12 protein-coding genes and 1 pseudogene are annotated in these 17,960 nt (G+C 55.3%); all 13 read left to right on the top strand.

Annotation, left to right across the window (positions count from 1 at the left end; genetic code table 11):
• The first annotated feature begins 148 nt into the window (after positions 1 to 148).
• Positions 149 to 379: a hypothetical protein gene (locus tag ACLRGG_RS20065; protein ID WP_416251413.1), complete on the top strand. Its 231-nt coding sequence runs from the start codon at positions 149 to 151 to the stop codon at positions 377 to 379.
• A 708-nt stretch (positions 380 to 1,087) separates the two neighbouring features.
• Complete coding sequence (locus ACLRGG_RS20060) at positions 1,088 to 1,351, top strand: PAAR domain-containing protein (protein ID WP_416251412.1); 264 nt, start codon at positions 1,088 to 1,090, stop codon at positions 1,349 to 1,351.
• 2 nt (positions 1,352 to 1,353) lie between these two features.
• Positions 1,354 to 2,514 (top strand): KPHS_23130 family T6SS system protein, encoded by a 1,161-nt coding sequence (locus ACLRGG_RS20055; RefSeq protein WP_416251411.1) that lies wholly within the window; start codon positions 1,354 to 1,356, stop codon positions 2,512 to 2,514.
• A 25-nt stretch (positions 2,515 to 2,539) separates the two neighbouring features.
• Positions 2,540 to 5,917 carry an ImcF-related family protein gene (locus ACLRGG_RS20050; RefSeq protein WP_416251410.1) on the top strand — a complete coding sequence of 1,126 codons (3,378 nt, stop codon included), beginning with the start codon at positions 2,540 to 2,542 and terminating at the stop codon, positions 5,915 to 5,917.
• 1 nt (position 5,918) lies between these two features.
• Positions 5,919 to 7,529: a type VI secretion system protein TssA gene (tssA, locus tag ACLRGG_RS20045; protein WP_416251409.1), complete on the top strand. Its 1,611-nt coding sequence runs from the start codon at positions 5,919 to 5,921 to the stop codon at positions 7,527 to 7,529.
• 56 nt (positions 7,530 to 7,585) lie between these two features.
• The gene (gene tssF, locus ACLRGG_RS20040) at positions 7,586 to 9,355 is read left to right on the top strand and encodes a type VI secretion system baseplate subunit TssF (protein WP_416251408.1); all 1,770 of its coding nucleotides are present in this window, start codon (positions 7,586 to 7,588) and stop codon (positions 9,353 to 9,355) included.
• Positions 9,319 to 10,398 carry a type VI secretion system baseplate subunit TssG gene (tssG, locus tag ACLRGG_RS20035; protein ID WP_416251407.1) on the top strand — a complete coding sequence of 360 codons (1,080 nt, stop codon included), beginning with the start codon at positions 9,319 to 9,321 and terminating at the stop codon, positions 10,396 to 10,398. The genes tssF and tssG overlap by 37 nt, the downstream gene beginning before the upstream one ends.
• A gap of 31 nt (positions 10,399 to 10,429) precedes the next feature.
• Positions 10,430 to 10,954: a type VI secretion system lipoprotein TssJ gene (tssJ, locus tag ACLRGG_RS20030; RefSeq protein WP_416251406.1), complete on the top strand. Its 525-nt coding sequence runs from the start codon at positions 10,430 to 10,432 to the stop codon at positions 10,952 to 10,954.
• A gap of 11 nt (positions 10,955 to 10,965) precedes the next feature.
• On the top strand, positions 10,966 to 13,296 hold the full coding sequence (locus tag ACLRGG_RS20025; RefSeq protein ID WP_416251415.1) for a type VI secretion system Vgr family protein: 2,331 nt from the start codon (positions 10,966 to 10,968) through the stop codon (positions 13,294 to 13,296).
• 2 nt (positions 13,297 to 13,298) lie between these two features.
• Positions 13,299 to 14,117, top strand: coding sequence for a DUF4123 domain-containing protein (locus tag ACLRGG_RS20020; RefSeq protein WP_416251405.1), 819 nt, complete (start codon positions 13,299 to 13,301; stop codon positions 14,115 to 14,117).
• Between the two features lie 71 nt (positions 14,118 to 14,188).
• Complete coding sequence (locus ACLRGG_RS20015) at positions 14,189 to 14,713, top strand: DUF3304 domain-containing protein (protein ID WP_416251414.1); 525 nt, start codon at positions 14,189 to 14,191, stop codon at positions 14,711 to 14,713.
• A gap of 14 nt (positions 14,714 to 14,727) precedes the next feature.
• Entirely contained in the window at positions 14,728 to 16,515 is a 1,788-nt protein-coding gene (locus tag ACLRGG_RS20010; RefSeq protein WP_416251404.1) for a T6SS phospholipase effector Tle1-like catalytic domain-containing protein, read from the top strand.
• Between the two features lie 61 nt (positions 16,516 to 16,576).
• Positions 16,577 to 17,960: pseudogene (locus ACLRGG_RS20005) on the top strand (DUF2345 domain-containing protein); the annotation flags it as partial.

Here is a 17,960-nt window from a genome sequence, read left to right as displayed (position 1 = left end):
CGCGGATGATAGTGAAGCACGAGAGCGAAAATGCAGATCGCGGTAAAGGTTATGATGATGTCGCTGGCGTAACAAGTGTCGTTAATGGTGGAGACATGGGGCTCGAAGAGCGACGAACTGCTTATAAACTATGTGAAAAGGTTTTCTTATGAAAAATTTATTTTTTATTCTGGCAATTACGGCTTCTTTTCATTTATATGCTAATGAATGTAAGCCCGGTAAGACTCTCATTGCATCATGTAATTTTTCTGGGAAAGCGATTCGCGCGGCTGTTTTTTGTGCTAATGAGAAAAATGGCACTATAAGATATACTTTTAGTAAGGGAAGCACTTCTGAGCTGAATGTGAATTTTGATACTCAGAATAAGCTTAAAAGATAGGTTGATCTTGGAACATATACTACATATCTTGGGTTTAATCGTGGGGAGTATTCCTATGTATTAAGAGTTCCAGAAGAAAAACCTGGAGCAGTTGCTTTTTTAGACGTAAAAAAATGGTGATACAATAAGCACAAAGCGATGTGATTCGAACTCTTTTGGAGAGGAAAATATAAAAATGAATAGTATTGATGATGTCGCTGATAGTAGTGTTAGAAATAATGAATTTAAATTTCCATAGCCTTGGGTTCGAAAAGATATTAATGCGCAAAATGGAGTTTAAAATGAAGGGTTGTTTTGCATTGATGTTGGTTGTTTTTTCAGTTTCAACTGTTGTATATGTTGATTCTTCGAATGAACAGGATAATTATCTAAAAAATTAAAAGTGAATATGCTAAAGCAGATGGCGAGCTAAATAGCTTTTATAAACAGCAAATTCAAGATCATAAGAAGTGCTGAGTTTTATGGTCAGAGTAAGTCAAGAGGTATTTATCTGAAAAAATATCAACTCGCGTGAATAAAAATGAGAGATGTCAGTTACGATTATGAAACCTACGAATCGAGAACTGGAACTGCGTTTTCAAGTATATATGAGCAATGTTTGTTAGATAAGACGAATGAGCGAATCAAATATTTAAAAGGAAATGACAGACGATTGCATGAAGTAAGCAGCGTCAAATAATTTGGCTAACTTAGCTAAGGGATAGAACTATGCAAGGAATTGTTCGAATCGGTGATAAAACTACTCATGGCGGAGCTGTTCAGTCAGGTTCATCTACCATGATCTTTGGTGGTATCGGCGTTGCCCGTAAAGGTGACAAAGTGTCCTGCCCACTACCAGGGCATGGGCCAACCACCATCACAGAAGGTCATCCGGACTACCTGGATAACGGGATCCCGGTAGCATTTCACGGCCACAAATGCGCCTGCGGTTGCACGCTGATCAGTTCTCTGCCTGACGCACTGGTGGGTTGATTATGCCTGTTATTCTGGGAAGGATCCCGGAAAAGAAAGCCAGACCGCCGCGCCCGATTACCCGACGCTGGTTAATCTTTGGTGCAGCCGTCTTGATCTCAGGGATGGGACTGACGTTCCTGTTCTGGCAGGGTGAGCGCACTGTCCCCGGATTCTGGCTGTTTGCTGTTGTACTCCCGATACTTCTTTGGGGATCCATGTTCTCGGCGCGTCGGGCTGGCTATAAATATCAATGCGTGGGTCAGGATAAGGCAAACAGAACCATCAACGCCCGGCATGCTACCGATAAAGGGCGGGGGCAGCGTTTTGCCTGGTTTGTAGGTGAGTTTCTGGTGAATGCCCTTGAGTGCGAGCATAAGCCTACGCAAAAAGCGGCTATCACTAAAATGCCAATCCTTCAGCCAGTGATGCCCCGCAGGGCTAAAAAACCGGTCAGGCACTCTCGGTTGCCTGGTGGGGAAAGTGCTTCCGATATGCTGGCAAGCCTTCAGGCTGAGTTGAACGGTCGCATCACTAAGCTGATGGACTCACTGCCTCCGGCCATGACCTGTTTTCTGGCGCTGGATGTGGAGGAAGACCTGCCGGTACTTTCTCTGAGCGGGTTACCAGAGATTAGCCAACCGGTTATTCGTATCCGGGACCTGTCAGGGTTACGCATTCTCGATTACTGGCTTGATCAACATTACGAAAAACCCTCGGCCCTGCTGGTGATCAGCGCACAGCTGAATGATATGCCTGAAAATGATTCCGGGGAAGCCATTTCAGTGATGCTGATGACGAACTGCCGTCTTAAAGACACGCCGCCGGTATCAGCACGTCTCCATCGCCCGCAAATGAACCACAGTGGCGATATGGGGCATGCCCTGCGCCACGCCATGCTATGGGCGGGGCTTGAAAAGAACATACCACTTCGGGGCTGGATGACCGGTGGCACCCTGACATCCAGCGATGCCCTCAGTAGCGCCTGCGAAAATTATGCTCCGGAATTGACCGCCCAGCGTTACGTCAATATTGACGCTGTAGCGGGTTTTGCCGGTGTCGCAGCTCCATGGCAGGCCTTAATCCTCGCAACCCGCCAGTGCCTTGCTGACCGTGAAGCGCAAATGGTTGTGATCGAATCTTCATCAGACTTCCAACAGCTCTGCGCTGTCACTCCGGAATAATAATCAGGGATTGTTACCGCTCGTTATGAACAGACCTTCAGCACTTGTATCCATTGTTTTCTTTGCGCTCTGTGTCACCGGCATATTCGGCTGTTTTCTCTGGATCTATCCGGATGATACGGCCAGTGCGGTGCGCCTGGGCCCTTACAGCCACCTCGGTGTGCTCGTCTTTTGCCTGACGCTTGTTGTTATCATTCTTATTATCGGATGGTTTGCTGAGATATTAATGGCGGCGGCCGGTGAACGCGGCGGTAATCAGGATACCGGACAAGAAATCAGTACCGTCACATCTGCACAGCCTGATGCGCCGCACACCGATGAAGACACCACGCGATTTACCGCCGCTCCTCTCATCGATCACCTCCGCCTGCGCTACAGCCGCCGCTGGAAATCAAAAGTTCGTCTGCTGCTGGTTCAGGGCAGCGATGAACATATTGCGAAAGTGGTTCCGGGGCTCAAACGCGACCACTGGCAGGAAAATGACGGCATTGTTCTGATCCATGCCGGGCAGGCAAAAGCCATACCGGACCCTGAGTTTGTTGCGGTGCTCAATCAGATTCGCCCGCAGCGCCCTGTCGACGGCATTGTGCAGGTTATGGACTGCGCAACACTTCCGGATGCCGCCGCGCTCGATACGCTGGTGCGCAGCCGTCAGAAAGCTGACGTGATGCTGGGCTGGCAGGCACCGATCTGGCTTTGGTTTATTCGTGAAGAAGCCTGGAGCCAGGAAGGGGAGGGCGTTCCGGCAACCGGCGCATTGTTTGGTCCGGGGGCCGCACCGGAGGCGGCCGTTGCGTCACTAACCTCGCTTTCATCACGTCTGCGCCGGGCAGGCATGCCGGTCCTGCTGAATGATACCCGCCATGACTGGATGATGGAGCTGTCCGATCAACTGCGTGGCTCTCTTAAGCAGGAACTGATCCCGTTACTGACAAGTCTGATGACCGGGCCCGCACCTTATCGCCTGCGTGGCGTGATGTTCAGTCCTGCGCTTGTGGCAACTGCCACGTTGCCGCATGCACGCTTAAGCCATCCTGCGTGGCAGGCGCTTGAAGAAGACTGCCTGCAGGTGCATCCCCGTAAAATCGGATTTCACTGGCAGCGCGTACTGCGTCTGGCCCTGCTGACGCTAGTTCTGCTGTGGGGGGCAGGGACGTTGCTGTCTCTGGTGGTCAACCGCGCCCAGATTTATCAGGCGCAGGATACCGCTGAGATTGCGGCCGATACCCGGCAGCCTCTCACGGAGCGTCTGCGTAACCAGATGGTGTTGCAGCAGGCGATCGCCCGCCTGCAGGACCGGGAAGCCCACGGTGCGCCGTGGTATACCCGCTTCGGTCTGAATCAGGACCGCGATACCCTGACTGCGCTCTGGCCGCTGTATGCCCGTAATAACCAGGCGCTGATGCGTGATGCATTGGCAGACGAACTTCACCGCCAGCTGAATGCCTTTGTGCAGCTGCCGCCGGCCAGTGATGCGCGAACCGCGGCGACCCGGAAGACCTATAACCTGCTGAAAGGGTACCTGATGCTGGCTCGCCCGGATAAAGCCGATGCATCCTGGTTTGCCGCAAATATGCTGAAGGCCTGGCCGGGACGTGCCGGTGTGTCTGTCAGCGCCTGGCAGACACAGGCACCGAAACTGCTGGGCTTCTTTGCCCAGAATCTGCCTGCTCATCCTGAATGGAAGATAAAGCCTGATGCAGAACTGGTTGGCACCGTCCGCCAGATATTGCTTAAACAGATTGGACAGCGTAACGCTGAATCAGGGCTGTATCAGGACATGCTTAAGCGCGTTGCCAGTAACTGGCCCGCTCTGACACTGGCTGATATGACCGGCGGTACCGATGCCTCGATCCTGTTCAGCACAGAGGAGGTGGTGCCGGGGATGTTCACCCGTCAGGCATGGCAAGAGCAGGTGCAGAGCGCCATTGATGCGGTGGTGGAAACCCGGCGTGACGAAATTGACTGGGTACTGACCGATAAAACCTATCAGCCAGGCAGTGATATCTCACCGGAAACCCTCAGGCAGCGGCTGACTGAACGCTACTTCACGGATTTTGGTAATGCCTGGCTGAACATGGCCAACAGCATCCAGTGGCAGGAGGCCAGCTCGCTGTCCGAAGCGATTGCGCAACTGAACCTGCTGGCTGATGTACGCCAGTCCCCCCTGGTGGCCCTGATGAACACGCTCGCCTGGCAGGGGCAGACCGGCGCTAAAGGGCAGGCACTGGCTGACTCTCTGGTGGATTCGGCCAAAAGGCTGGTCGGCAGCAAAAAGCGTGCGCAGCAATTTGCGACTGAGGCACAGGGGCCAAAAGGTCCGCTGGATGCGGTGTTTGGCCCGCTGAATGGCCTGATGGCTGGCAAGGATGGCACCGGCAGCAACGGTAACCTGAGCTTTCAGTCCTGGCTGGCGCGCGTCATTCAGGTTCGTTTGAAACTACAGCAGGTGACCAGCGCACCGGACCCGCAGGCGATGGCTCAGATGCTGGCCCAGACGGTTTTCCAGGGCAAAGCCATCGACCTGACGGATACCCGGGACTACGGTAGCCTTGTTGCCGCAAGCCTGGGTCAGGAGTGGGATGGATTTGGTCAGGCCCTGTTCGTTCAGCCACTGGATCTCGCCTGGCGTCAGGTGCTCGCCCCCGCGGCTGCCAGCCTGAATGCCCGCTGGCAGAGCACCATCGTCTCGCAGTGGAACACGGCATTTGCCGGGCGCTATCCGTTCAAGGCCACGGGAAGTGATGCCTCACTACCGCTGCTGGCGCAGTTCCTGCGGGGTGACTCGGGTCGTATTGCCGCCTTCCTTAAAACCAATCTCGGCGGGATCCTGCATCAGGAGGGTAGCCACTGGGTGGTGGATCCATCGGCCAGTCAGGGTATGACCGTTAACCCGGCGTTCCTGGCTGCTATCAACCAGCTCGCGGATATCTCAGACATTATCTTTGCCCAGGGTGACGCCGGTGTTCACTTCGAGCTGATGGCACGGCCGTCGCGTAATGTGGCTCGTGTACAGCTGACGCTGGACGGTCAGAACCTGGATTATTTCAACCAGATGGAGAGCTGGCAAAGCTTTATCTGGCCGGGGAATACCTACTATCCCGGTGTGGATATGAGCTGGCGGTCGGTGAACACTGAAATGCGGCTGTACGAGCATATCCAGGGGAACTGGGGCTTTATTCGACTGCTGGGTAAAGCGCGGATCACCCCGCTCGACAGCAGCCGCACCCAGCTGGTGTGGATCGCTTCAGACGGCAATCCGCTAAAATTTATACTGCGCAGTGAGCTGGGCGAGGGTCCTCTGGCGTTACTAAAACTTCAGGGGTTCCGCTTACCGGCGTCTGTCTTTTCGGTGGAGGCTGATGCCGTGAACAGCCACCAGGCCTTCACGGAGGGGGAATAATATGGCAACGGCAAAAACACTTCTGGCACTGTGTGTCCCTGATGAAGCGCAGCAATTTGCACGCCTTACACGCCAGCAGAGCAGCCTGTCTCAGTGGGATAACTGGCTGAAACCGCTGACTGACGCTGAAGGGGCGGGGGAAGACCCCGCCTATGACGACGACTTCCAACTGATGCGCGAGGAAATCAACAAGCTTTCCGGCACCGATAGCGACATGCTATGCCGACTGGCGGAGAGCATTCTCAGCCATCACGCCCGGGATATTCGGGTAGTGACCTGGTACTGCTTTGCCCGCCTGCAACGCGACGGCGAGCAGGGGTTATGTGAGGGCTTGCAGCTACTGGCGGCTCTCCTGACCCGCTACGGAGAGCACTGCCATCCGCGTCGCGCCAATGCCCGCAAATCGGCACTGGAATGGCTGAACAGCACGAAGATAAAGGACACGCTTTCCCGCTGGCCGGATACCACCCGTGAACAAACCTCACAAACCGCAGCGGTGCTCTGCCTGTTGGACTCGCTCCTGGAGACCTGGCCAGAGAGCGTACGTCCTTCACTCGATGGATTATCCGGCATGCTGGAGGCCCGGATTGCGGGTTCCGGCGGCCTGGAGGGATTGATGCCGCAGCCGGCCGGCAATCCGGAAAACTCTCCGGCATCGTCTGTCAGACTGTCAGCGCTGGCAAATGCAGTGAAATCGGAAGGTGAGTTTCTGGGTCAGTCGAAAGTGCTGGCGGGCTGGCTGGCCGAACAGCCTGATGGCTGGCTCGCATCACATCGCCTGATGAAAGCCGTACGCTGGGATACGGTGGGCCAGCTACCGGCTTTGGATGCAAGTGGTCGGACCCGTCTTTCGCCCCCCAAATCCGATTACCGCGCACAGCTTAAACGTCTGTACCTGCAACAGAGCTGGACTGAACTGGTGGAGCAGGCAGGCACCATGTTTTGTGAGGGAGGCAACCGTTTCTGGCTCGATCTACAGTGGTATCTCTGGCAGGGCCTGACCCGCGCCGGGCAGACCAGAGAGGGCTGGGCCGATTACATCACCAGTGACCTGAAGCTGTTGCTGGCCCGCCTGCCGGGTCTGGAACAGCTCGCCTGGAGCGACGGCACTCCGTTTGCGGACGAAGTGACGCTCAACTGGATAGCGGAAAAGGCGAATAACGATGTGGTGGGGTTTGGTGATGAACCCGCAGTCGTTGCGGGCGGCGGGCAAACGGATGACATTCTCGCGCTGGAGGCAGAAGCGATGGCCAAAGGCGATAGCGAAGGTCCGGAAGCGGCGCTGGGCTGGCTTCAGACCCGAGCTGGAATGAACTCTCCCCGCAGCCGCTGGCTGCAACGCCTGCTGATGGCCAGAATTGCCGAACAGTTCGGACGCAATGAGATGGCACTTCACCTGCTTGGTGAGCTGACAACCCGCGCTCCACAGTTGACGCTTAACGACTGGGAGCCTGCACTGCTGTTTGAAGTGCAGGCCAGGCGTTTGAAATTGTTACGACTGAAAGCCGGTAGAGGTGAAACGGATAAAGCCCGTCTTGCCCCGGAAATGGATGCGCTGCTGGCCGGACTGATTGCTATCGATCCCGCCCGGGCGATGGTGTTGTGCGGCTGAACAGGCTGCGCCTGATAACCTCTTTTTGACAACCACGACATTCAGGAATCCCGTGCATGGATGATTTAACTCTGCGTTATTTTGAGGCGGAAATGCGCTATCTGCGCGAAGCCGGTAAAGAATTTTCCCGCGCGCATCCCGATCGCGCCGCCATGCTCAACCTCGACAAGACCGGTGCACGCGACCCGTATGTGGAGCGGCTGTTTGAAGGATTTGCCTTTTTGATGGGCCGCCTGCGTGAAAAGCTCGATGATGACCTGCCGGAGCTGACAGAAGGGCTGGTGAGCCTTCTGTGGCCACATTACATGCGAACTATTCCGTCACTGTCGGTGGTGATGTTCTCGCCCGAGTGGCAATTGCTGAAACAGGCTGAGGTCCTGCCGGAAGGCTTCCCGGTGTTGTCACGCCCGATTGGGCCGGGTAAAACCGTCTGCCAGTACCGCACTACCCGCGATATCCCCCTGCAGCCACTCCATCTGGCTGACGCGCGTTTGCAGACTGAGCCGGACGGGCGTGCGGTCATCCGCCTGCGTTTTGAGTGTGCCAGTAAGGTGAACTGGGCGAAAAGCGGGATCGATAAAGTCGCCATTTATCTTGATGCCGAAAGCCCTGTCGCGTCGGCCCTGCATTTGGCGCTGACCCGCCGGGTGCAGGCAATGTATGCCCGGCATGCCGACACCCACACCGAACGTGTACGCTTTGATGGCTGGTGTAAGCCGATGGGCTTTGACGATACTGAGCGACTTTGGCCGAAAGGCGACTCGGCGTTCAGTGGCTACCAGCTGCTGCTGGAGTATTTCAGCTTCCGCCAGAAGTTTATGTTTGTGGAGTTGCGTGGGCTGGAACTGACCGGACTTAATCAGGACACCACCTGGTTTGAAACCGATATTGTGCTCGATGGCGGCTGGCCATCCGATATGCCTTTTGAAACCGACAATTTCCGCCTGCATTGTGCCCCGGTGATTAACCTCTTCACCCTGGAAGCCGACCCGCTGACCATTGACCCGCTGGAAAATGAATACCTGCTGCGTCCGCTGCGCGTCCAGGACGGTCACACGGAAATCTACAGTGTCGATAGCATCCACGGCGCGGTAAAAAGCGGTAAGCATCCCTACGTACCATTCACCAGTTTTCGTCACCGTGGCGGCATGATGCGGCATGATGCGCCGGAGCGTTACTTCCATACCCGCGTAAAGCGCGGCCCATCGGGACTGTATGACACCTGGCTTATCCTCGGCGGGCGGTCATTCGAGATAGAGCAACTGGCGGAAAAGCCAGAGTCGTTATCCATGCGCATCACCGGTACCAACGGGCAACTGCCCCGTAAGGCGCTGGAAAGTACGCTGCTCGACCGGGTGGTGAAAGCCGGTAAAGTGCCGGTCAAGGTTCTGAACCTGAATGCGCCGACACTGCCGCTTTATCCACCGGCCAACGACCGTTTTCACTGGCGGGTGATGAGTCATCTGGGCTCCAGCTTCCTGAGTATGATGGATAACCCGGAAGTGCTGCGCGGTACGCTGGCGCTGTATGACTGGACCGACGATGAGATGAACCGCCGTCGTCTGGAGGCTATCGTCGCCGTGAAGCATACGCTGATACGTCGTTTCGAACGCGGCTATATGCTGCGCGGCGTGGATATTGAAGTCACGCTGAATGCGGACAACTTCGCGGGCGAGGGCGATGTGAATTTGTTTGGTGAAATGCTGCATCGTTTCTTTGCGCTGTATGCTGATGTTCACCTTTTCAATCAGCTGACGCTGGTACTGCAACCGACAGGGAAACGACTGCAATGGAAAGAGAGCCACAGCCAGCACGTACCAGGCTGACCGAAGACCTCGGCCAGGATATCTGGCGGGTTAACTTTTACCGCTTCTGCCAGCTGCTTGAACAGGAATCGCCCGGCAGGCCGCTGCTGGGCACCGCCGATAGGCCGACCTGCGATCCTGTGCGTTTTCGTCCCTGGCCGGGGATGGGCTTCCCGGCAAGTGAACTCTGTGCGGTAGAAACAGACGAAGATCGCCCGGAACTGCCGCCGACCGTACGTACCACGTTTATGGGGATGTACGGCGTGGACTCACCGCTACCGACCGCGTATCTGGATGATATTGCCCAGCGTCGCGAAGGGGTTGAGGCGACTACGGCCTTTCTCGACATCTTCAGCCACCGTATCACCACCCAGTATTACCGTATCTGGCGTAAATACGCGTACCCGGCCACGTTTGAGCCTGGCGCGACGGATGCCACCTCACAGTGTCTGCTGGGGCTGGTGGGCCTGGGGATTCCCGGCACGGCAGAGAATGTTGCCACCCCGGTCTCCCGTTTCCTCGCGCTGCTGGGCACCATGCGCCTGCCGACCCGCAATGCCGAAGGTATTCGCCAACTGGTGAGCCTGCTGGCGCCAGACACCACTGCGACGGTTACCAGCCCGGACCCGCTGAAGGTCCAGGTGTCGCAGCGCAGCGGTCTGGGTAAAGGCCACCGCATTGCCCTGTCACAACGGGCGACGCTGGGTAAAACCGGGAAAGAAGCCTGCAGCCGCATCTTACTGATGCTTGCCACCCACAATCAACAAGAAGCAGGGGGCTGGCTGCCCGGCGGGCAACTGCATACGGATCTGATGGTGCTGCTGCGGGTTTACCTGGGCTATCGCTCGGACGCGCGGCTGCGGTTGACCGTCCCGGTGAGTGCGCTATCAGAACCGCGTCTGGGGCAAAAACGCCGCGTCCAGCTTGGCCGTACCGGTGTGCTGGGACTGAAAAACGACAGGCCCGGTAAACGTACCCATCTGACCGTCAGCCTTGGCTGTTACGAAGGGCTGGACTGCAAGCCGCTTCCTCAGGCACAGGATGGCGGTTACCGCTTCGATTAGTTCTGCTGTTTATTCTGAAAGGAACCTCTGAATGACATCCGTTTCTCTGCGACAGGTCGTCCTGCTCGCGCTTTGTGGTCTGCTTGCCGGCTGTGGCCTGACGCAGACCGTCACCGATGGCACGGTCAACGTGACCAAATCCATTTTCTACAAAAAGATAAAAGTGCTGCATCTCGACTTTGAACCGCGCGCGGCGGTCAACGCCGATGACGCGCAGACGCCGCTGGCAACCATGATCCAGGTCTGGCAGTTAAAGGACCGCCAGAAAGTGGATGCTGCCGACTATCAGACGTTACTTCGTGCCGCCGACAGCGTGCTCAAAGAGGATATCGTCGCGAGCAAATCCCTGCTGGTGATGCCCGGAGGCAGCGTCACCCTCAACATACCGATGGTCGAGGAGGCGAAGTATGTGGCAGTGGTCGGACTGTTTAACCGCCCGGAGATGAAGAACAACGCCTGGCGGTTGGTGCTGACTCGTGACGATCTCGACCCCGACAAACCCCGTACCATTGAGCTCGGGAGTGGTTTTCTGACCCTGCTCCCCGTTAAGGAGTAACGTTAATGGCAATGGACAACTGGCTGGCGCTGTTTGACGGAAAAAAGCGCTACACCTTTGAGATAAACGACAGCCGGGTAAAACCGGACGTACTGAACTTTCACGGTCGTGAGGCGCTGAGTGCGCCGTCGCAGTGGCGTATTGAGTTCACCACGCCACAGAGCGATGTGACCGCCGAAGAGGTATTACTGAAGTACGCGACGCTCAACATGCTCAGTGGCCGGGTAGTGCAGGGAATACTCACTGCGTTCGAATGGCTGGGCACCACCGCCGACCAGACGCACTACAGCGTGACGCTCTCGTCCCGTCTGGCGCTGCTGGGGTATACCCGGCGCTGCGCGGTATACCAGAATATCTCTGTGCCGGAGCTGGTAGAGCAGGTGTTGCGAGAGCACAGCCTGGAGGGGGCGGATTTTGAGTTCCGGCTGGAGAAAACGTACCCCCAGCGTGAGCTTATCACCCAGTGGCGCGAAACCGACCTGCAGTTTATTCAGCGCATCCTTTCTGAGGTGGGTATCTGGTTCCGCACCGGAGTCAATGACGTGACCGGGCTGGACACGCTGACCTTTGCCGACAGCCAGCAGTTTTATCAGTTTGATGTTCATGTGCCGTATCAGGAGCCGTCGGCGCTTTATGACGGCGCAGCGGAATCGGTGTGGGACCTGCGCAGCTGGCACAATACGGTGACGGGTCTGGTCCGCACCCGGGACTATAACTACCACACGGCGAGCACGCTGATGGACTCGGCGGTCGCCGTCAGAAACAGTGCCACCACCACCGGGGAGCACTACCGCTACGGCGGCCCATTCCCCGAGGCGGGCGACGACAGCACCTCTGAGCCGCAAACGGAGAGCGGGGCGTTTTATGCCCGTATTCACCACGAGCGCGAACTGAATCAGTCCGTCCGTCTGCATCTGTTCAGCAACGCCGCACATCTGATGCCGGGGATGGTACTGGAGACAGACGGCAGCACCCTTAACGACCTGCAGGATGGGATGCTGATTACGCTGGCCACATTTAGCGCCGCCCGCGACACACGCCTGCACGTGTCGGTATGGGGCATGCCCTACAGCGAACAGTTCTGTTATCGGCCAAAAGAAGAACCCCGCCCGAAGATAAACGGCACGCTGCCGGCCCGCATCGAGAGCCGGGAGAAGCACGACATCTACGCGCATCTGGACAGCCAGGGTCGCTACCGGGTGAAGCTGGACTTCAGCCGTGAAGACGCAGAGCCGGGCTACCGCACTCTGTGGATACGCCAGGCCAAACCCTGTTCAGGCGACACTTACGGCTGGCACACGCCGCTTATCGATGGCACTGAAGTGGGCATTGCGTTTGACGACGGCAACATCGACCGGCCGTATATCGCCCACGCGTTTCACGACTCAGAGCATCAGGATGTGGTCACCCGTGACAACCGCAGCCAGAATATCCTGCGCACCCCTGCTGCCAATGAGCTGCGGATGGAAGACCAGCGCGGGCAGGAGCATATCGCGCTGACCACGCCTTTCGGCAGCACGCAGCTGAACCAGGGGCATATCGCCGACGGGCAGAATAAACAGCGGGGCACCGGCTTTGAACTGCGCACCGACGAGTACGGCGTCATCCGCGTGGCAAAAGGGCTGTTTATTACCGCATACGGGCAGAGCAAAGCGGCAGGTGAGGTACTGGACATGGAAACGGCGCTGAAGGAAATCGCTGTCTGCCGCAATCAGCTTCAGCAGTTAGCGGCGGCGGCAGAACAGGCGCAGGCGCTGGAGGCGGATATTGCCAGCCAGATAGCGATGTTCGATAAACGCCTGAAACCGCTGAACGGGATGATTCACTGCCACGGCCCGCAGGGCGTGGCGTTCACCAGCGGTGAGCATATGCAGCTGGCCGCCAGTCAGAACGTCGCAATGAATGCTTCGGGGGATTTCAGCAGCGGGTCGATGGGTAACACCGCCATTCTGGCGGGGGAGCAGACAGGCCTGTTTGCCAGAGCGGGCAAACTCAGCCTGAACGCCAGCGAAGGCCCGGTGCAGCTACAGGCGCAGAACGGTGCGATGCACATCAGTGCGGAGCAGAAGCTGAGCCTGATATCGGCCAGCGACATGCTGTTTGCGGGTAAGAAGAAAGTGACGCTGATAGGTGGGGGCAGCTATCTGACGATTGAAGGCGTGAAGATAGAGTACGGGACGGACACGACCTATACGCGGAAGATTAAGCGTTCGGCGACGACGGGAGCTGCCGCTCAGCCACTGGCATTCCCGGAAATTAACCCGGTGATAATGGGCAAAATCTGTATTCCGTGCCTGCTGAAAGCGATTCAGGCCAATGATGCCATTGTGCAGGGAGCATAACGATGGACACCACAGTGCTACTGGCAGCATTGCCCGCCAGGACAGAAGAAAATCTCTGCCTCCTGTTTGAAGCAGGGGCACAATCGGAAACCAATTTTCTGGTGTTTAAGGCCAGACATGAAAACAGGCTGCATTCGCTGTATATCCATCCGCAGCTTACGGAGTTTCAGAACTACGGCCCCTGGCTGCTGGAAGTGGATGATAAGGAGCAGCTAAAGAGGTATCTGGATAAACTGCCTGGTTGTATTGCTGTGATTACCTCAGTCCGATATCCATCCTCGCTGGCCGTGCAGCTGTCCCGTGGATGTACCATCGTGCCCCCTAAGGGCCCGACAGCGCTGGTTCGCTTCTATGTAAATCATGTGATTGAAGTGCTGGCGGGATGCGCTAAAGAGGGCTGGCATGCTTACCTGTTCAACGGTATCACACAATGGTGGCTACCCGGCGAAACGCAGTGGCAGCGGCTCAGCATTACGCCATCAGAGGTTAAAGGCCCGACAGATCACATTATCAGGCTGGATAACGTCACCTGGCAGCAGATTGTGGATAAGCCAGAAGTGGCCCTCGTATTAAACGAATGGCAGAAAATGCCGACCAGCAAGGCGTTTCCACCCTGTGCGCAGCGTTTGATGGTTATAAAGGCGCTGAAGAAGAGTGAAGCGGTGGGGCTCCTAACCCCGGTGGATAAGAAAGTCTATGCGCTTTGTTACCTTAATGGTGGGAGGTCGATGCTGGAATCGGACTCACTGAGGGCTGCACTGCCGAATGTGGTGAGTGGAGTGCGATCGCTGGCAGATGTGCTGATGCACTTTACAGCTTAAAAATGTTGAGCATCGGCAAAGATATTTAAACCCATAAAGTAAGGGTGTTCGACTAACACGGAATATAAATGATGGGATTTTTCAAAACCTATAACAAAGTTGATGGTGCCGTAAATCGCGGCTATGCCCGCTGGGGAAAATGTATTTGGGGGAGCCTGCTGGCGGTGGTTCTGGCATACGGTGGTTGGTTAATCTGGGCATCAGTCTGGGGACCGCCGATGGGTCCAGTAACATTGATCATTCACAGTGAAATTGACAGGCCTATTTTGGGGTTTAGCGTCAACGGCGTGGCAGGGGCAAATTCTTCTGCACATGATAAAAATAATCCATATGCTTCGGGGCCTGGTGGATCAACTTGTTGTGGCAGTATCAGTGGTAATAAAGCGGAAGTCATCTGGACATTAAGCACTACGAGAGCACAGTACGATGCGGGTCTTCGTAAAGAAACTCGTCGGGTTGTTATGCCATTACCAAAAAGAAAACGGGAAGAAAATTATCTCCATGTTTATTTTTTTCCAGGAGATAAAGTTCGACTATGGTGGGGAACTGGCTTCGTAAGTCCTAAGGCTGAAGTGATTTTAGAGCATACTGACTGACAGGAGTTATAGGCATGGATATTGAAAGCATAATTGCGGCCGCAAATCGTGCACAGCAGGCTGAAGATGCAAATGTAGGGAACTGTTCTCGAACCTGGCAGGTGGGATTATTTTTTGATGGCATTCACCGTAATATTGAACAGGATGCGCCAGAGAATCGCCTCAGTAACATTGCTCGTTTATTTCGGGCTTTTCCCAGCGTGCAGCAAGATACCCCCCATGAAAACCACTCTAAATTCTATATTTCCGGGTTGGGTACCCCATTCAAAGAAAATCTAACTTCAAAACTTCACACCATCATGGATGGTGCCCAGAGTTCTGTGCTGGATGATCTTAAAGAACGGCCAAAAGAGATGGCGAAAGATGCTGGTATGGAATTACTGAAAGGTGGTAACTGGTGGGAGATATTAAAATATTCAGGTAAGAAAATAATCACTCCCACCGAATGGAAAAAAATCACGAGTGATACTGCGAAAAATGCAGCAAAAAGAACATTTATCGAGGCAACCCCCTGGTTGCGCGATAATCCCACCATTACCGATATGCTGGTAACAGGTGTTGATACTAGAATTACTTCGACGAAAACTACGTTTGAAGAAGCTTTCAAAGAAGTCAAAACTAAGAGCCAGGTTCCAATCAAACGGATCTCCATTTCATTATTTGGCTACGATCTCGGTGCAACACTTGCGCGTAAATTTATCGATATGCTGCTTGGTGTAATTTGTCAAAAACAAGGTAAGAAATACCTCTATGAAAGCATTCCCGTAGAAATTATTTTTGCCGGATTATTTGACTGTTCCCGGCACACTCCAGCCAGTAATAATAATGGCGTCGACTGGTTTGTATCAGTATTTGGCGGGCCAGTAAGAGGCATCAGCGTTTTACTGGGTGATAAATCTGTCGACCAGGAGTCGGCATTACCCAATACCGTTAAAAATGCGCTTCATCTGGTCGCTGCCCATGAAAATCGTCCCTGGCGTAGCCTTTACTGCCTGGGTGGGAGTAATGATAAGCATCAGGAAGAGCTGCTGCCCGGCTGCTCAGAGGATGTAGGCGGCGGTCTGAAACCTAACGAACAAAAACCGAGCGCGGAACTCTGTCGAGTGGCATTACATCGGATGTATCGTGCGGCTACCATGGCTGGAGTTCCTTTTCCAGACCTACAAATACTCGATCAAACTGATACTGATGTTGCTGCCTATTTCATTATGCAGGATAACGTTAATAACAAATCAGTCGTGCAGTGGACACGAATTTATCAGCGAGCCGTGCCTTTTAAAGCCGTGAGTATTGGCGGACAAAACCGTCATCTCGACAGTTATATTGAGTGGCTGGGGCGACAATATTATCAGTACCGTAGCGAATGTATGAAATATGAAAAACAGCGTGGGGATACTTTGGCTTCAGCCGGCGCATCTGCCGGGTTGCTGGGTATATCACCGCAGGCTAAAGTGACGGCCGGCCGGTATCAGAATGAACTTGATGTGTTGCACAAAAACTGGGGCTGGCTGGAAGATGTCCATGATGTTGCAGTAAAAATGAAAAATAGCATGGAAGGTGATCCTGATGATAAACGCCTTCGGATCGTGCCTGATGTATATGGGCCAGCATTAAGGCGCGCGAGAAGATTTCTCGATTACGCGCATTCGGCTTATCTGATGCAGCCTCAGCCCTTTCCTGAAGACAGTGCACCGTCTGAAATGTATGCCTGGTTTGTTCACGATATTCAAACAGTGGAGAAAGGTGCAGGTATTTCTCAGGACTTTTTTGTGATTCGTTCGATGGAAAAACCTGAAACATAGCCTGTTCAGCAACGCGGCGCACCTGACGCCGGGGATGGTTCTGGAAGCCGATGACAGTGATGTGCTGGGACAGGAAGCGGGGGGATCACCTTTCCTCTTACCGTGCCGCCCGCGACACACGCCTGCACGTGTCGGTATGGGGCATGCCCTACAGCGAACAGTTCTGCTTTCGTCCGGCTGAACTGCCCCGACCAAAGATACACGGCACGCTGCCGGCCCGCATCGAGAGCCGGGAGAAGCACGACATCTACGCGCATCTGGACAGCCAGGGTCGCTACCGGGTGAAGCTGGACTTCAGCCGTGAAGACGCAGAGCCGGGCTACCGCACTCTGTGGATACGCCAGGTCAAACCCTGTTCAGGCGACACTTACGGCTGGCACACGCCGCTTATCGATGGCACTGAAGTGGGCATTGCGTTTGACGACGGCAACATCGACAGGCCGTATATCGCCCACGCGTTCCACGACTCAGAGCATCAGGACGTTGTTACCCGTGACAACCGCAGCCAGAACGTTCTGCGCACCCCTGCTGCCAATGAACTGCGGATGGAAGACCAGCGCGGGCAGGAGCATATCGCGCTGACCACCCCTTTCGGCAGCACGCAGCTGAACCAGGGGCATATCGCCGACGGGCAGAATAAACAGCGGGGCACCGGCTTTGAACTGCGCATCGACGAGTACGGCGTCATCCGCGTGGCAAAAGGGCTGTTTATTACCGCAGACGGGCAGAGCAAAGCGGCAGGTGAGGTACTGGACATGGAAACGGCGCTGAAGGAAATCGACGTCTGCCAGCAGCAGATAAAGGCCCTGGCGGCGGCGGCAGAACAGGCGCAGGCGCTGGAGGCGGATATTGCCAGCCAGCAGGCGATGTTTGAGCAGAGGCTGAAGCCGCTGAACGGGATGATTTACTGCCACGGCCCGCAGGGCGTGGCGTTCACCAGCGGTGAGCATATGCAGCTGGCCGCCAGTCAGAACGTCGCAATGAATGCTTCGGGGGATTTCAGCAGCGGGTCGATGGGTAACACCGCCATTCTGGCGGGTGAGCAGACAGGCCTGTTTGCCAGAGCGGGCAAACTCAGCCTGAACGCCAGCGAAGGCCCGGTGCAGATACAGGCGCAGAACGGTGCGATGCACATCAGTGCGGAGCAGAAGCTGAGCCTGATATCGGCCAGCGATATGCTGTTTGCGGGTAAGAAGAAAGTGACGCTGATGGGTGGGGGCAGCTACCTGATAATAGAAGGCGGGAAAATAGAGTACGGGACGGACATGACCTATACGCGGAAGATTAAGCGTTCGGCGACGACGGGGGCTGCGAGCGCTGAGGCCGATATGCCCTGGCTTGCTGATCCGGCGAAGAGCCGCAGCAGTGCGCTAATGCAATATCGCTATCACGACGATGCGCCTGTGGTGGGGGCGCCGTTTACGGCAACACTGGCGGATGGGTCA

It is taken from the genome of Erwinia sp. PPS120, from assembly GCF_047918655.1.
Lineage (GTDB): Bacteria > Pseudomonadota > Gammaproteobacteria > Enterobacterales > Enterobacteriaceae > Erwinia > Erwinia tasmaniensis_A.
The sequence above is the reverse complement of the archived record's forward strand: the minus strand, read 5'-3'. Positions and strand labels throughout refer to the sequence as shown.

Bases quoted from the DNA above. Each gene is read 5' to 3' on its own strand.
- ACLRGG_RS20050 (WP_416251410.1), top strand. From the start codon at position 2,540: ATGAACAGACCTTCAGCACTTGTATCCATTGTTTTCTTTGCGCTCTGT.
- ACLRGG_RS20025 (WP_416251415.1), top strand. From the start codon at position 10,966: ATGGACAACTGGCTGGCGCTGTTTGACGGAAAAAAGCGCTACACCTTT.
- tssA (WP_416251409.1), top strand. From the start codon at position 5,919: ATGGCAACGGCAAAAACACTTCTGGCACTGTGTGTCCCTGATGAAGCG.
- tssG (WP_416251407.1), top strand. From the start codon at position 9,319: ATGGAAAGAGAGCCACAGCCAGCACGTACCAGGCTGACCGAAGACCTC.
- ACLRGG_RS20010 (WP_416251404.1), top strand. From the start codon at position 14,728: ATGGATATTGAAAGCATAATTGCGGCCGCAAATCGTGCACAGCAGGCT.
- ACLRGG_RS20060 (WP_416251412.1), top strand. From the start codon at position 1,088: ATGCAAGGAATTGTTCGAATCGGTGATAAAACTACTCATGGCGGAGCT.
- ACLRGG_RS20020 (WP_416251405.1), top strand. From the start codon at position 13,299: ATGGACACCACAGTGCTACTGGCAGCATTGCCCGCCAGGACAGAAGAA.
- ACLRGG_RS20015 (WP_416251414.1), top strand. From the start codon at position 14,189: ATGGGATTTTTCAAAACCTATAACAAAGTTGATGGTGCCGTAAATCGC.
- tssJ (WP_416251406.1), top strand. From the start codon at position 10,430: ATGACATCCGTTTCTCTGCGACAGGTCGTCCTGCTCGCGCTTTGTGGT.
- ACLRGG_RS20055 (WP_416251411.1), top strand. From the start codon at position 1,354: ATGCCTGTTATTCTGGGAAGGATCCCGGAAAAGAAAGCCAGACCGCCG.
- tssF (WP_416251408.1), top strand. From the start codon at position 7,586: ATGGATGATTTAACTCTGCGTTATTTTGAGGCGGAAATGCGCTATCTG.
- ACLRGG_RS20065 (WP_416251413.1), top strand. From the start codon at position 149: ATGAAAAATTTATTTTTTATTCTGGCAATTACGGCTTCTTTTCATTTA.